Annotated in this window: 11 protein-coding genes; 3 read left to right on the plus strand and 8 right to left on the minus strand. The window is 72.1% G+C overall.

The annotated features are described in order from the left end of the window. Window positions 1-60: 60 nt before the first annotated feature. The 7 genes from ACZ4M5_RS02045 to tkt are packed head-to-tail and all read right to left on the minus strand — an operon-like array spanning window position 61 to window position 9,033. Window positions 61-648, minus strand: a complete 588-nt coding sequence (locus ACZ4M5_RS02045) for a histidine phosphatase family protein (protein ID WP_467732082.1) — start codon at window positions 646-648, stop codon at window positions 61-63. Between the two features lie 2 nt (window positions 649-650). Continuing rightward, entirely contained in the window at window positions 651-1,535 is an 885-nt protein-coding gene (gene gnd / locus ACZ4M5_RS02050; protein WP_467732084.1) for a phosphogluconate dehydrogenase (NAD(+)-dependent, decarboxylating), read from the minus strand. Window position 1,536: 1 nt separating this feature from the next. After that, window positions 1,537-3,198: a glucose-6-phosphate isomerase gene (gene pgi, locus ACZ4M5_RS02055; protein WP_467732086.1), complete on the minus strand. Its 1,662-nt coding sequence runs from the start codon at window positions 3,196-3,198 to the stop codon at window positions 1,537-1,539. Next, the gene (gene opcA / locus ACZ4M5_RS02060) at window positions 3,191-4,126 is read right to left on the minus strand and encodes a glucose-6-phosphate dehydrogenase assembly protein OpcA (protein WP_398107910.1); all 936 of its coding nucleotides are present in this window, start codon (window positions 4,124-4,126) and stop codon (window positions 3,191-3,193) included. Before opcA ends, pgi begins: the two co-directional genes overlap by 8 nt. Next, on the minus strand, window positions 4,123-5,796 hold the full coding sequence (zwf, locus tag ACZ4M5_RS02065; protein ID WP_467732089.1) for a glucose-6-phosphate dehydrogenase: 1,674 nt from the start codon (window positions 5,794-5,796) through the stop codon (window positions 4,123-4,125). Before zwf ends, opcA begins: the two co-directional genes overlap by 4 nt. Then, complete coding sequence (gene tal / locus ACZ4M5_RS02070) at window positions 5,793-6,938, minus strand: transaldolase (RefSeq protein WP_467732091.1); 1,146 nt, start codon at window positions 6,936-6,938, stop codon at window positions 5,793-5,795. The genes zwf and tal overlap by 4 nt, the downstream gene beginning before the upstream one ends. A 19-nt stretch (window positions 6,939-6,957) precedes the next feature. Further along, window positions 6,958-9,033 carry a transketolase gene (gene tkt / locus ACZ4M5_RS02075; protein ID WP_467732093.1) on the minus strand — a complete coding sequence of 692 codons (2,076 nt, stop codon included), beginning with the start codon at window positions 9,031-9,033 and terminating at the stop codon, window positions 6,958-6,960. A gap of 156 nt (window positions 9,034-9,189) precedes the next feature. Here tkt and ACZ4M5_RS02080 point away from each other — a divergent pair, with 156 nt between their 5' ends. Beyond that, window positions 9,190-10,071, plus strand: coding sequence for a helix-turn-helix domain-containing protein (locus ACZ4M5_RS02080; protein ID WP_467732095.1), 882 nt, complete (start codon window positions 9,190-9,192; stop codon window positions 10,069-10,071). A gap of 50 nt (window positions 10,072-10,121) precedes the next feature. On the opposite strand, the gene ACZ4M5_RS02085 is transcribed toward ACZ4M5_RS02080, so the two are convergent. Beyond that, window positions 10,122-11,516 (minus strand): glycoside hydrolase family 16 protein, encoded by a 1,395-nt coding sequence (locus ACZ4M5_RS02085; protein WP_467732097.1) that lies wholly within the window; start codon window positions 11,514-11,516, stop codon window positions 10,122-10,124. A 312-nt stretch (window positions 11,517-11,828) separates the two neighbouring features. Here ACZ4M5_RS02085 and ACZ4M5_RS02090 point away from each other — a divergent pair, with 312 nt between their 5' ends. Both ACZ4M5_RS02090 and ACZ4M5_RS02095 read left to right on the plus strand, forming a co-directional pair. Further along, window positions 11,829-12,344, plus strand: coding sequence for an SRPBCC family protein (locus ACZ4M5_RS02090; RefSeq protein ID WP_467732099.1), 516 nt, complete (start codon window positions 11,829-11,831; stop codon window positions 12,342-12,344). Beyond that, the gene (locus tag ACZ4M5_RS02095; RefSeq protein WP_467732101.1) at window positions 12,337-13,956 is read left to right on the plus strand and encodes a phytoene desaturase family protein; all 1,620 of its coding nucleotides are present in this window, start codon (window positions 12,337-12,339) and stop codon (window positions 13,954-13,956) included. The genes ACZ4M5_RS02090 and ACZ4M5_RS02095 overlap by 8 nt, the downstream gene beginning before the upstream one ends. Window positions 13,957-13,966: the final 10 nt, after the last annotated feature.

Here is a 13,966-nt window from a genome sequence, read left to right on the forward strand (position 1 = left end):
GCCCGGGCGGGCTCCACCCACCTGGCCGGAGGCGGTGATTCCGCCTCCGGCGAGGGGGTGTCACGGCCGGGTGTTCCACTCCGCGACGACCGGACGGCCGTGCTCCGTCGACAGCCGGCACACCGTGCCCGTCTCCAGCCGGAACAGCCGGCCCTCCGCCGGGGACAGGCCCAGCCTGCGGGCGGTCAGCACGCGCAGGAAGTGGCCGTGCGCCACCAGCAGCACATCGCCGCCCGGCAACGCGTCCGTCACCCGGGACAGCACCCGGTCGGCGCGGGCGCCGACCTCCTGCGGGGACTCGCCGGGCTCGCCGTCGGGCCCGGGCGGACCGCCGTCGGTCCACAGGTCCCAGTCGGGGCGGGTGCGGTGGATCTCCTTGGTGGTGACGCCCTCGTAGGCGCCGTAGTACCACTCGTGCAGGTCCGCGTCCCGCTCCGCCCCGGTCACCCCCGCCAGCTCGGCCGTGCGCACGGCGCGACCGAGGGGGCTGGTGAGGACCAGGGTGAAGGAGCGGTCCCTCAGGAGCGGCGCCAGCGACGCCGCCTGCTTCTCACCGCGCGGGGTGAGAGGCAGGTCGGTGAAGCTGGTGTGCTGTCCGCTCCGGCTCCATTCCGTCTCGCCGTGGCGGACCAGCAGCAGATCGCCCACGCCTACGCCTTCTTCGCGGACTCGACGGCGTGCCCGCCGAACTGGTTGCGCAGCGCCGCGATCATCTTCATCTGCGGCGAGTCGTCCTGCCGCGAGGCGAACCGGGAGTACAGCGAGGCCGTGATGGCGGGCAGCGGAACGGAGTTGTCGATCGCCGCCTCCACGGTCCAGCGGCCCTCGCCGGAGTCCTGGGCGTAGCCGCGCAGGTTCTCCAGGTGCTCGTCCTCGTCGAGCGCGTTGACCGCGAGGTCCAGCAGCCAGGAGCGGATGACGGTGCCGTCCTGCCAGGAACGGAACACCTCGCGGACGTTGTCCACCGAGTCCACGGCCTCCAGCAGCTCCCAGCCCTCGGCGTAGGCCTGCATCATGGCGTACTCGATGCCGTTGTGGACCATCTTGGCGAAGTGCCCGGCGCCCACCCGGCCGGCGTGGACGTAGCCGTAGGGGCCCTCCGGCTTGAGTGCGTCGAAGATCGGCTGCAGCCGGTCGACGGTCTCCTTCTCGCCGCCGACCATCAGCGCGTAGCCGTTCTTCAGGCCCCACACGCCGCCCGAGACACCCGCGTCGACGAAGCCGATGCCGCGCTTGCCCAGCTCCTCGGCGTGCCTCTCGTCGTCCGTCCAGCGGGAGTTGCCGCCGTCGACCACCGTGTCGTACGGCTTGAGCAGGCCCGCCAGCTGGTCGATGACGTGCTGGGTGGCACCGCCGGCCGGAACCATGACCCAGACGGTCCGGGGCGCCTCCAGCGCGTTGACCAGTTCGGCCAGGCCGGCGACGTCGGACTTCTCGGGGTCGGTGTCGTAGCCGACGACCGTGTGGCCGGCGTTGCGCAGGCGATCGCGCATGTTGCCGCCCATCTTGCCGAGACCCACAAGACCGATCTGCATGTCAGTTCACTTCCCGAAGATTGCGGTAGGCGGCCACCAGTGCGGCCGTGGACGGGTCGAGACCGGGGACGTCCGCGCCCTCGGTCAGGGCGGGCTCGACGCGCTTGGCGAGGACCTTGCCGAGCTCGACGCCCCACTGGTCGAAGGAGTCGATGTTCCACACCGCGCCCTGCACGAACACCTTGTGCTCGTAGAGCGCGACCAGCTGGCCCAGTACGGACGGGGTCAGCTCGGTGGCCAGGATCGTGGTGGTGGGGTGGTCGCCCTTGAACGTCTTGTGCGGCACCTGCTCCTCGGGCACGCCCTCCGCGCGTACCTCCTCGGGCGTCTTGCCGAAGGCGAGCGCCTGCGTCTGCGCGAAGAAGTTGGCCATCAGCAGGTCGTGCTGGGCCTTCAGCTCGCCGCTCAGCTCGGCGACCGGCCGGGCGAAGCCGATGAAGTCGGCCGGGACGAGCTTGGTGCCCTGGTGGATCAACTGGTAGTAGGCGTGCTGGCCGTTGGTGCCGGGTGTGCCCCACACCACCGGGCCCGTCTGCCACTGCACCGGGTTGCCCTCACGGTCCACCGACTTGCCGTTGGACTCCATGTCGAGCTGCTGCAGGTAGGCGGTGAACTTCGACAGGTAGTGGCTGTAGGGCAGCACGGCGTGCGACTGGGCGTCGTGGAAGTTGCCGTACCAGACGCCCAGCAGGCCCATGATCAGCGGGGCGTTGGCCTCGGCCGGGGCGTTGCGGAAATGCTCGTCGACGATGCGGAAACCGTCGAGCATCTCCCGGAACCGGTCCGGGCCGATCGCGATCATCAACGACAGGCCGATCGCGGAGTCGTAGGAGTAGCGGCCGCCCACCCAGTCCCAGAACTCGAACATGTTGTCCGGGTCGATACCGAAGCCGGCGACCTTCTCGCCGTTGGTGGACAGGGCGACGAAGTGCCGGGCCACCGCCTTGTCGTCGCCCAGCCCGGCCAGCAGCCAGGAACGGGCCGAGGTCGCGTTGGTGATCGTCTCGATCGTGGTGAACGTCTTCGACGCCACGATGAACAACGTCTCCGCCGGATCCAGGTCGCGCACGGCCTCGTGCAAGTCGGAGCCGTCCACGTTCGACACGAAACGCACCGTCAACTCACGGTCGGTGAAAGCGCGCAGCGCCTCGTAGGCCATCGCGGGGCCGAGATCGGAGCCGCCGATGCCGATGTTGACGACGTTGCGGATCCGCCGGCCGGTGTGCCCGGTCCACTCCCCCGAGCGCACCCGCTCGGCGAAGGCGGCCATCTTGTCGAGCACGGCGTGCACACCCGGCACCACGTTCTCGCCGTCGACCTCGATCACCGCGTCCCGCGCAGCGCGCAACGCCGTGTGCAGCACGGCCCGGTTCTCCGTGGTGTTGATCCGCTCACCGCGGAACATGGCGTCCCGCAACCCGAACACGTCCGTCGCCACGGCCAGTTCCCGCAGCAGGGTGAGCGTCTCGTCGGTGATCAGGTGCTTGGAGTAGTCGATGCGCAGATCACCGACGCGCACGACGTAGCGCTCGGCGCGCCCCGGGTCCGCCGCGAACAGCTCGCGCAGGCTCGGCTGCGGCAGGGCGTCGGCGCGGTGCTCCGCCAGGGCGGTCCACTCGGGCCGCGCGGTGAGCCGGGGGGTGCCGGCGGGGGAGTCAGACATGGGCAGGGGTCTCCTCGGTTGCCTCGCCGTTCAGGGCGATGGCGTACATCTCGTCCGCGTCGAGGCGCCGCAGCTCCTCGGCGATGAGTTCGGAGGTGGCACGGACCTTCAGGGCGAGGGTCCGGGACGGCTGGCCGGGCAGCGTCAGTGTGGCCAGCGGTCCTTCGGGGCGGTCGATGACGATCTCGCCGTTCCCGGTACCCAGGCGGACGGCCGTGACGACCGGTCCGGCGGTGACCACGCGGTCGACCCGGACGTGCAGCCGGGCCTCCAGCCAGCGGGCCAGCAGTTCGGCGGCCGGGTTCTCGGCCTCGGCCTCCACGGCCGCCGAGGTCACCTTCTCCCGGGCCTGGTCGAGCGCCGCGGCGAGCATCGACCGCCAGGGCGTCAGCCGGGTCCAGGCGAGGTCGGTGTCGCCGGGCGCGTAGGCCCGGACCCGGCTCTCCAGGACCTCCAGCGGGTTGCCGACGGCGTACAGGTCGGTGATGCGCCGCTGGGCCAGCGCCCCGAGCGGGTCCTTGGAGGGCACCTCGGGGGCGTCCATGGGCCACCACACGACCACGGGCGCGTCCGGCAGCAGCAGCGGCAGGACGACGGAGTCGGCGTGCTCGGACACCTCGCCGTAGGTCCGCAGGATCACCGTCTCGCCGGTGCCGGCGTCGGCGCCCACCCGGACCTCGGCGTCCAGCCGGGAGGACTGGCGGTCGCGCGGGGTGCGGGCGTGCCGCTTGATGACGACCAGCGTGCGCGAGGGGTGCTCGTGCGAGGCCTCCTCGGCCGCCTTGATCGCGTCGTAGGCGTTCTCCTCGTCCGTGACGATCACCATCGTCAGGACCATGCCCACGGCGGGCGTGCCGATGGCGCGGCGGCCCTGCACCAGCGCCTTGTTGATCTTGCTTGCCGTGGTGTCGGTCAGGTCGATCTTCATGGCCTGCGCCAGCTCCGTCCGTCTCGTGCGAGCATCTCGTCGGCTTCCTCGGGTCCCCAGCTGCCCGAGGCGTACTGCGCGGGCCGGCCGTGCGTGGCCCAGTACTGCTCGATCGGGTCGAGGATCTTCCAGGACTCTTCCACTTCCTGGTGACGGGGGAACAGGTTGGCGTCGCCCAGGAGGACGTCCAGGATCAGCCGTTCGTACGCCTCGGGGCTCGATTCGGTGAACGACTCGCCGTAGGCGAAGTCCATGGTCACGTCCCGGATCTCCATGGAGGTGCCCGGCACCTTCGAGCCGAAGCGGACCGTCATGCCCTCGTCCGGCTGGACGCGGATGACGATGGCGTTGGAGCCGAGCTCCTCGGTGGCCGTCGAGTCGAACGGGGAGTGCGGGGCCCGCTGGAAGACGACCGCGATCTCCGTCACCCGGCGGCCGAGCCGCTTGCCCGTACGCAGATAGAACGGCACCCCGGCCCAGCGGCGGTTGTCCACCTGGAGCTTGATCGCCGCGTAGGTGTCGGTCGTGGAGGCGGGGTCGATGCCGTCCTCCTCCAGGTAGCCGCGCACCTTCGCACCGCCCTGCCAGGCGCCCGCGTACTGCCCGCGCACGGTGTTCGCCCCCAGGTCCTGCGGCAGCCGCACGGCCTTGAGGACCTTCAGCTTCTCCGTGAGCAGTGAGGGGGCGTCGAACGCGGCCGGCTCCTCCATCGCGGTGAGCGCCATCAGCTGGAGCAGGTGGTTCTGGATGACGTCACGGGCGGCGCCGATGCCGTCGTAGTAACCCGCCCGGCCGCCGATGCCGATGTCCTCGGCCATGGTGATCTGCACGTGGTCCACGAAGGACCGGTTCCAGATCGGCTCGAACATCGTGTTGGCGAAGCGCAGCGCCAGCAGGTTCTGGACGGTCTCCTTGCCCAGGTAGTGGTCGATCCGGAAGACCTGCTCCGGGTCGAACACCTCGTGCACGACGCGGTTGAGCTCCTGGGCCGACTCCAGGTCGTGGCCGAACGGCTTCTCGATGACCGCGCGGCGCCAGGATCCCTCCGGCGCGTCGGCCAGCTTGTGCTTCTTCAGCTGCTCGACGACCTTGGGGAAGAACTTCGGCGGCACCGAGAGGTAGAACGCGTAGTTGCCGCTGGTGCCCCGGGAGGCGTCCAGCTCCTCCACGGCGGAGCGCAGCTGCTCGAACGCCGAGTCGTCGTCGAAGTCGCCCGGGACGAACCGCATGCCCTCGGCGAGCTGCTGCCAGACCTCCTCGCGGAAGGGGGTGCGCGCGTGCTCCTTCACCGCGTCGTGCACCACCTGCGCGAAGTCCTGGTCCTCCCAGTCCCGGCGGGCGAAGCCCACCAGGGAGAAGCCCGGCGGCAGCAGGCCGCGGTTGGCCAGGTCGTACACGGCCGGCATCAGCTTCTTGCGGGACAGGTCGCCCGTGACACCGAAGATGACCAGCCCCGAGGGGCCCGCGATCCGGGGCAGCCGGCGGTCCTGCGCGTCGCGCAGGGGGTTGTCGAAGGGGGCGTCGGCGCGCCGGGCCGGCGGGGCGGCCCGTTCCTCGCCGCTCGCTCCCGTGCGCTCGACCCCCGCGGCCTCCTGGGCGGCCAGGGCCTCCTTCTCCTCCTTGGTCCCCTTGGTCTCCTGCTCGGCCGTCCGGTGGATGTCCTCGCTCATCCGGCGTCAACTCCCTCGTCGTTCAAGGACTTGGTGACCGCGTCCAGCAGCTCCTGCCAGGCCACCTCGAACTTGGCCACTCCCTCGTCCTCCAGTTGCCGCACCACCTCGTCGTATGCGATGCCGAGCCGTTCGACGGCCGCCAGGTCCGCGCGGGCCCGGTCGTAACCGCCGGTGACGGTGTCGCCCCGGACGTCGCCGTGGTCGGCGACGGCGTTCAGCGTGGCCTCCGGCATGGTGTTCACCGTGCCGGGGGCGACCAGCCCGTCCACGTACAGGGTGTCCTTGTAGGCGGGGTCCTTCACACCGGTGGAGGCCCAAAGGGGGCGCTGCCGGTTGGCTCCGGCGCGCTCCAGGACTTCCCAGCGCTCCCCGTCGAAAGCCTGTTCGTACGCCTCGTAGGCGAGCCGGGCGTTGGCCAGAGCCGCCCTGCCCCGCAGGGCGAGGGCCTCGTCCGTGCCCAGCAGCGTCAGCCGCTTGTCGATCTCGGCGTCGACGCGCGAGACGAAGAAAGACGCGACCGAGTGGACGGCCGACAGGTCGATCCCGGCCGCCCGCGCCCGCTCCAGCCCCGCGAGGTAGGCGTCCATGACCTCGCGGTGGCGCTCCAGGGAGAAGATCAGCGTCACGTTGACACTGATACCCGCTCCGGTCACTTCTGTGATCGCGGGCAGGCCGGCCTTCGTCGCCGGGATCTTGATCATCACGTTGGGGCGGTCCACCAGCCAGGCCAGCTGCCGGGCCTCGGCGACGGTGGCGGCCGTGTCGTGGGCCAGCCGGGGGTCGACCTCCAGGGAGACGCGGCCGTCCCGTCCGCCGGTGGCGTCGTACACCGGCCGCAGGACGTCGGCGGCGGCCCGGACGTCGGCGGTCGTCAGCATCCGGACGGCCTCGTCCACGCCCACGCCCCGCACCGCCAGGTCGGCGAGCTGCTCCTCGTAGCCCGCGCCGGAGCCGATGGCGGCCTGGAAGATCGAGGGATTGGTGGTGACGCCGACGACGTTCCGCCGCGCCACCAGGCCGGCGAGGTCGCCGGACTCGATCCGCGGGCGCGACAGGTCGTCGAGCCAGATCGACACGCCCGTGTCGGACAGGCGCTGCAGGGCTCCCGCGGATGCGGTCGCTTCGTTCACAGTGATCATCTTCTTTCGTGCGGCCGGATCAGCCACGGGCGGCGGCGAGGGACTCGCGCGCGGCGGCCACGACGTTCTCGGGCGTGAAGCCGTACTCGGCGAACAGGGTCTTCGCGTCGGCGGAGGCGCCGAAGTGCTCCAGCGAGACGATGCGGCCGGCGTCGCCCACGAACCGGTGCCAGGTCAGGCCGATCCCGGCCTCCACGGCGACGCGGGCCGTCACCGACGGCGGCAGGACGCTCTCCCGGTAGGCGCGCGGCTGCTCCTCGAACCACTCCACGGACGGCATCGACACCACCCGCGTGGGCACGCCGGCCGCCTGGAGCTGCTCGCGCGCCTCGACGGCGAGCTGCACCTCCGAGCCGGTGGCGATGAGGATCACCTGGGGCGTGCCGCCCTCCGCCTCGAACCGCACGTAGCCGCCGCGCGCCACGTCGGGGTCCGGCTCGTAGGTCGGCACGCCCTGCCGGGTCAGGGCCAGACCGTGCGGCGCGGGGGCGGTGGTGTGGCGGCGCAGGATCTCGGCCCAGGCGAGAGCGGTCTCGTTGGCGTCGGCCGGGCGCACGAGGTTCAGGCCGGGGATCGCGCGCAGCGACGCGAGGTGCTCGACCGGCTGGTGCGTCGGGCCGTCCTCGCCCAGGCCGATGGAGTCGTGCGTCCACACGTACGTCACCGGCAGCTGCATCAGCGCCGACATGCGTACGGCGTTGCGCATGTAGTCGGAGAACACCAGGAAGGTGCCGCCGTAGATGCGGGTGTTGCCGTGCAGCGCGATGCCGTTCATCGTCGCGGCCATGGAGAACTCGCGGATGCCGAAGTGGACGGTGCGGCCGTACGGGTCCGCCTCCGGCAGCGGGTTGCCCGCCGGGAGGAAGGAGCTGGTCTTGTCGATGGTGGTGTTGTTGGAGCCGGCCAGGTCGGCCGAGCCGCCCCACAGCTCGGGGACGACCGGGCCGAGCGCCTGCAGCACCTTGCCGGACGCGGCACGCGTCGCGACCGCCTTGCCGGGCTCGAACACCGGCAGGGCGTCCTCCCAGCCCTCGGGCAGCTCGCCCTTGCTCACACGGTCGAACGTGGCGGCCCGCTCCGGGTTGTCACCGCGCCAGGCGGCGAGCCGCTTGTCCCAGTCGGCGTGCGCCTCCGCGCCCCGGTCCAGCGCCCCGCGGGTGTGGGCCAGCACCTCGTCGGCGACCTCGAAGGAACGCTCCGGGTCGAACCCGAGGAGTCGCTTGGTGGCGGCGACCTCGTCCTCGCCGAGGGCCGAGCCGTGGGAGGCCTCGGTGTTGCGGGCGTTCGGGGCGGGCCAGGCGATGACGGTGCGCATCGCGATGATCGAGGGGCGCCCGGTCTCCGCCTGCGCCGCCCTCAGGGCTGCGTACAGCGCGGGGACGTCGATGTCGCCGTCCTCGCGCGGTGCGACGCGCTGCACGTGCCAGCCGTAGGCCTCGTAGCGCTTCAGCACGTCCTCGGAGAAGGCGGTCGCGGTGTCGCCCTCGATGGAGATGTGGTTGTCGTCGTAGAGGAAGACCAGGTTGCCGAGCCTCTGGTGGCCGGCGAGGGAGGAGGCCTCCGCGGACACGCCCTCCTGGAGGTCGCCGTCGGAGACGATCGCCCAGACGGTGTGGTCGAAGGGCGACTCCCCATCGGGCGCGTCCGGGTCGAACAGGCCGCGCTCGTAGCGGGCGGCCATCGCCATGCCGACGGCGTTCGCGACGCCCTGGCCGAGCGGGCCGGTGGTGGTCTCCACACCCGCGGTGTGTCCGTACTCGGGGTGGCCGGGGGTCCTGGAGCCCTGGGTGCGGAACGCCTTGAGGTCGTCCAGCGCCAGCTCGTAGCCCGCGAGGTACAGCTGCGTGTACAGGGTCAGCGAGGTGTGGCCGGGGGAGAGGACGAAGCGGTCACGGCCCGCCCACTCGGGGTCGGCCGGGTCGTGCCGCATCACCTTGTGAAAGATCGTGTAGGCGGCCGGAGCCAGGCTCATCGCGGTGCCCGGGTGGCCGTTGCCGACCCGTTGCACCGCATCCGCCGCCAGCAGACGGGCGGTGTCGACGGCACGCCGGTCGAGTTCGGTCCATTCGAAGCTGTCCGCTGTCTGCGTGCTCATCTTCAAGAGATCCTCGATGGGAGCGAAGGTTCTGCTCTGACGTGTTCAAAACTAAAAGTCTGACTTTTTCGAAGGAAGGTCACGGTGTGCCAGCCTGTGGTGAAAGTGGGACACCGGACGGCGGCACGTCGTGCGGACGGGCGGCACGAGGCGGACATGGCAGACAGAACCCCCCAAGGCGGCGACGGGATCGCGACGTTCCCCTTCCCGGTCGAGCTGAGCGTCGGCGGTGTCGGCGTGCAGGTCGCGCCGATGGGCGACGCGTGGGCGACGGGCGTTCCGCTGGACCGCGTGCACCGCATCGACTTCCACGTCGTCCTGCTGTTCGGCGCGGGCCCGGTCCGGCACATGGTCGACTTCACCGAGTACGAGGCCGGCGCCGGGGACCTGCTGTGGATCCGCCCCGGGCAGGTCCACCGCTTCTCGCCCGGCAGTGAGTACCGCGGAACGGTGCTGACCATGCAACCCGGCTTCCTGCCGCGCTCCACCGTCGAGGCCACGGGCCTGTACCGCTACGACCTCCCGCCGCTGCTGCACCCCGACCCGGCGCAACTCGCCGGTCTGCGGGCCGCGCTGGACCAGCTGCGGCGCGAGTACGAGGACACCACCACGCTGCCGCTCAGCCTGCACACCGCCGTGCTGCGCCACAGCCTGACGGCGTTCCTGCTGCGGCTCGCGCACCTCGCGGCGAGTTCGGCCGAGGCGCTGCGGCAGCGCTCCGACTCCACGTTCACCCTGTTCCGGGACGCCGTCGAGCGGGGCTTCGCCTCCAACCACAGCGTCAGCGCCTACGCCGACGCGCTCGGTTACTCCCGGCGCACCCTGGTGCGCGCGGTCCGGGCCGCCACCGGCGAGACCCCCAAGTCGTTCATCGACAAACGCGTCGTCCTGGAGGCCAAGCGGCTCCTCGCCCACTCCGATCTGCCCATCGGCCGGATCGGCGCGGCGGTCGGCTTCCCCGACGCGGCGAACTTCTCCAAGTTCTTCCACCAGCACACCGACCGCACCCCGGCGGCCTTCCGCGCGGAACTGCGCTGAGGGAACGCGAAGGGGCCCCACGCGTGCGTGGAGCCCCCGGCCGGATCCGGTCAGCGAGCGAAGGTGAACCAGTTGACGTTCACGAAGTCCGCGAGCTGACCGCTGGCGAAGGTCAGATACACGTCGTGCGTGCCCGTCACGCCGCTGATGTTCGCGGGGATCGTCCGCCACGACTGCCAGCCGCCCGTGTTGCCCACCGCGAAACTCCCGATGGGCGCGTTGCCGCGGCTGTCCAGCCGCACCTCGACCAGCCCGCTGACGCCGCTCGCCGCGCCGTTCGCGACCCGGGCGCTGAACTGCCGGGCCGCGGTGGAGCCGAAGTTCACACCCTTGAACTGCACCCAGTCCCCGTTGGCGATCGCGCCGATGTTCCGGCCGCCGCCGGCGTCCGAGGTGGTCTCGGTGATGACGCCGGACTGGCCGTCGAACGACTCGGCCTGGATGGTGCCGTAGGCGTCGCGGTCGCCGGTCGGCGGGGGCGTGGTGCCCCCGCCGGACGACAGCACCTGGACGTAGTCGACGACCATGGCGTGCCCGGGCTGCGTGCCGCCGTCGGGGCCGCCGCCGAACGCGTCGGGGAAACCGCCGCCCATCGCCACGTTGAGGATGATGAAGTAGCCGTGGTCCGTGGCGTTGCGCCAGGTCGTCGCGTCGACCTGGTTGGCGCGCACCGTGTGGAAGTTGGCGCCGTCCAGGTAGAAGCGGATCTCCTCCACGCTCGTCGAGCGGTCCCACTCCATCCGGTAGGTGTGGAAGCCGGCCTGACAGGTCGTGCCCGGGCACGTGGTGGAACCGCCGATCCCACTGGTCTCGTTGCAGGGGCCGCCGGGTGAGGTGCCGCAGTGCATCGTGGCGAACAACGTGTTCATGCCCTGGGTGTTCTCCATGATGTCCAGCTCGCCCACGGCCGGCCAGTTCCAGTAGTTGCCGCGGTAGGGCGCGCCCAGCATCCAGAACGCCGGCCAGTAGCCCTTGGCGGCGGCTCCGGTGACGTTGGGCACCTGGATGCGTGATTCGACGCGGAGTTTGCCGCCGGCGGGGGGCTGGAAGTCGGTGCGCCGGGTCTCGACGCGGCCTGAGGTCCAGTTGCCGGAGGCGTCCCGGCGGGGCGTGATGCGCAGGTTGCCGTTGCCGTCGAGGGAGACGTTGTCGGTGCTGCTCGTCATCGTCTCGATCTCGCCGGTGCCCCAGTTGGCGGGGCCGCCCGGGTAGCCCTTGCCGGTGGCGTACTGCCAGTCGGAGGTGTTGACGCCGCTGCCGGCGGGGCCGTTGAAGTCGTCCGCGAACACCTGTGTCCAGCCGGACGGGGGAGGTGGGGCGGAGGCGCTCGCGGAGGGCGCGCCGACACCGGCGGCGGCCGCCGCGAGGCCGAGGGCGCCGGTGACGGCGACGAGCGCCCGCCGCAGGCGCCGGGGTCCGGGGGAGGTGCCGGAGGTTTCGCTCATGTGGGGCCTCTCGGTACGGGAGGGGGGAGAGCGCTTGGGGAGGAGGGCTGAGAGCGCTCTCAAAGTGCCGCCAATGTGCTCCTTGGTGCGCGGGTCGTCAAGAGGTGAAGCCACGAAAACACGGAACCGGTGTTCGGCTGGACGGGGCGAAGGGGCGCGAAGGTGGGCGGAGTTGGGAAACGAACCGCAGGGGACGCTCGACGGACCCTCCTCCATCCGGCTGAGGGGAGGAAGCCGACGCTGTTGAACCGGGCTCGCCGGGGAACCCGTGAGGGACGACTGACCGACCGGTCCAGGCAGCAGGAGGTTCCCGTGGCCGTACGCCATCACCTGATCCGAGTCCCGCCGAGCGCGGTGTGGGAGGTCCTCGCCGACGGCAACCGTTACGCGGAATGGGTGGTGGGCACCTCCGAGTCCCACCCCGTGCGCGGGAAGTGGCCGCACGAGGACGCGGCCATCGCCTACCAGGTCCGGCTCGGACCGGTGCAACTGGACAACGAGACGGTGGTCCGCGTCTGCGAGGAGGGCAGCCGGCTGGAGCTGGAGGCCAAGGCAGGTGCCCTCGGCACCGCGCGCATCGCCATCGAGCTGCGGCCGTGGGGCGAGAACTGCCTGGTCATCGTCGACGAACACCCCCTGCGCGGCGCCGGCGGCCGGCTGCACAACGTGGGCTTCGAGGCCCTGATCCAGCTCCGCCACCGCGCCATGCTGGCCCGGCTGGCCCGGCTGTGCGAGGGCACGGACGAGAAGGACGACGCGTACGAGACCCGGCGCCCGCTCGGCCAGGTCACCGCGGCCGACGGGGCGGGCGGAGCCGGCCGTGCCTGATGCCGTGGTGATCGGCGCGGGCCCCAACGGCCTGGTCGCGGCCAACGTCCTGGCGGACGCCGGGTGGAGCGTCGAGGTCCTGGAGGAGCAGCCCGAACCCGGCGGCGCGGTCCGCCACGACCGGGGCGTGCACGCCGACTACGTCAATGACATGTTCAGCTCCTTCTACCCGCTCGCCGCGGCCTCGCCCATCGTGGCGGGGCTGCGCCTGGAGGAGCACGGCCTGCGGTGGAGCCACGCGCCCAGCGTGGTCGCGCATCCGCTCTCCGACGGACGCTGCGCGTTGCTGGACCGCGACCCCGGGACCACCGCCGCGTCCCTGGAAGCCTTCGCGCCGGGCGACGGCGAGGCCTGGCAGCGGCTGCACGACGTCTGGGAGAGCCTGCGCGGCGACATCGTGGACGCCCTGTTCACCCCGTTCCCGCCGGTGCGCGCCGTGGCGCGCCTGGGGGTGCGGCTGCGCGCGGCGGGCGGGCTGCGCATGGCCCGCTCCCTGGTGCTGCCGGTGCGCCGGCTCGGCGAGGAGGAGTTCCGCGGCGAGGGAGGCCGGCTGCTCCTCGCCGGCAACGCGCTGCACGCCGACCTCGCCCCCGAGTCGGCGGGCAGCGGCGGTTTCGGCTGGCTGATGGCCATGCTCGGGCAGACCTACGGCTTCCCCGTCCCCGCCGGCGGCTCCGGCGCGCTGACCGCGGCCCTCGTGCGGCGCCTGGAGAGCCGGGGCGGGCGGGTGCGGTGCGGACAGCGCGTCGAGCGGGTCGTCATCGGCGGCGGGCGGGCGCTGGGCGTGCGGACGGCGGGCGGTGACGCCGTGCGGGCCCGGCACGCCGTGCTGGCGGACGTGTCGGCCCCCGCCCTGTTCGGCGAGCTCGTCGAAGCCGAGCACCTGCCCGCCCAACTGCTGCGGGACCTGCGGAACTTCCAGTGGGACTTCGCCACCTTCAAGGTCGACTGGGCCCTGGACGGCCCCGTGCCCTGGCAGGCCGGGCAGGCGTCCCGGGCCGGGACCGTGCACCTCGCCGACGGGGTGGACGAGCTGACCCGTTTCGCCGCGCAGATCGCCATGCGGCAGGTCCCGGACCGCCCGTTCCTGATCTTCGGGCAGATGACCACCTCCGACGCCTCCCGTTCCCCGCGCGGCACCGAATCGGCCTGGGCCTACACCCACCTCCCGCACGACGTCCGCGCCGACGCCGCCGACGAGGGCATCACCGGCAGCTGGGACGCCAAGGAGCAGGAGCTCATGGCGGACCGCGTGGAGCGCCAGGTGGAGCGCTTCGCACCCGGCTTCCGCGCGCTCGTGCGCGGCCGCCGCATCCTGGCGCCGCCCACCCTCCAGGCGCTCGACGCCAACCTGGCCGGCGGCGCCATCAACGGCGGCACGACCGCCATGCACCAGCAGCTCTTCTTCCGCCCCCTGCCGGGCACCGGCCGCCCGGAGACCCCCGTGCCGGGCCTGTACCTCGCCTCCTCCGGGGCCCACCCGGGCGGCGGAGTGCACGGCGCGCCCGGCGCCAACGCCGCCCGGGCCGCGCTGCGCCGCCACCGCGCGCCGGGGCTGGCGGGCGTGCAGCGGATCCTGACCCGCCGCGATCGCACCGGAAGCCGGCGCTGATCCGGCCGCG

This window comes from Streptomyces sp. NPDC026246 (genome assembly GCF_055567995.1).

Excerpts from the sequence above, each read along its gene's own strand:
- ACZ4M5_RS02080 (WP_467732095.1), top strand. The coding sequence starts at position 9,190 with ATGGCAGACAGAACCCCCCAAGGCGGCGACGGGATCGCGACGTTCCCC.
- ACZ4M5_RS02085 (WP_467732097.1), bottom strand. The coding sequence starts at position 11,516 with ATGAGCGAAACCTCCGGCACCTCCCCCGGACCCCGGCGCCTGCGGCGG.
- opcA (WP_398107910.1), bottom strand. The coding sequence starts at position 4,126 with ATGAAGATCGACCTGACCGACACCACGGCAAGCAAGATCAACAAGGCG.
- gnd (WP_467732084.1), bottom strand. The coding sequence starts at position 1,535 with ATGCAGATCGGTCTTGTGGGTCTCGGCAAGATGGGCGGCAACATGCGC.
- zwf (WP_467732089.1), bottom strand. The coding sequence starts at position 5,796 with ATGAGCGAGGACATCCACCGGACGGCCGAGCAGGAGACCAAGGGGACC.
- tal (WP_467732091.1), bottom strand. The coding sequence starts at position 6,938 with ATGATCACTGTGAACGAAGCGACCGCATCCGCGGGAGCCCTGCAGCGC.
- tkt (WP_467732093.1), bottom strand. The coding sequence starts at position 9,033 with ATGAGCACGCAGACAGCGGACAGCTTCGAATGGACCGAACTCGACCGG.
- pgi (WP_467732086.1), bottom strand. The coding sequence starts at position 3,198 with ATGTCTGACTCCCCCGCCGGCACCCCCCGGCTCACCGCGCGGCCCGAG.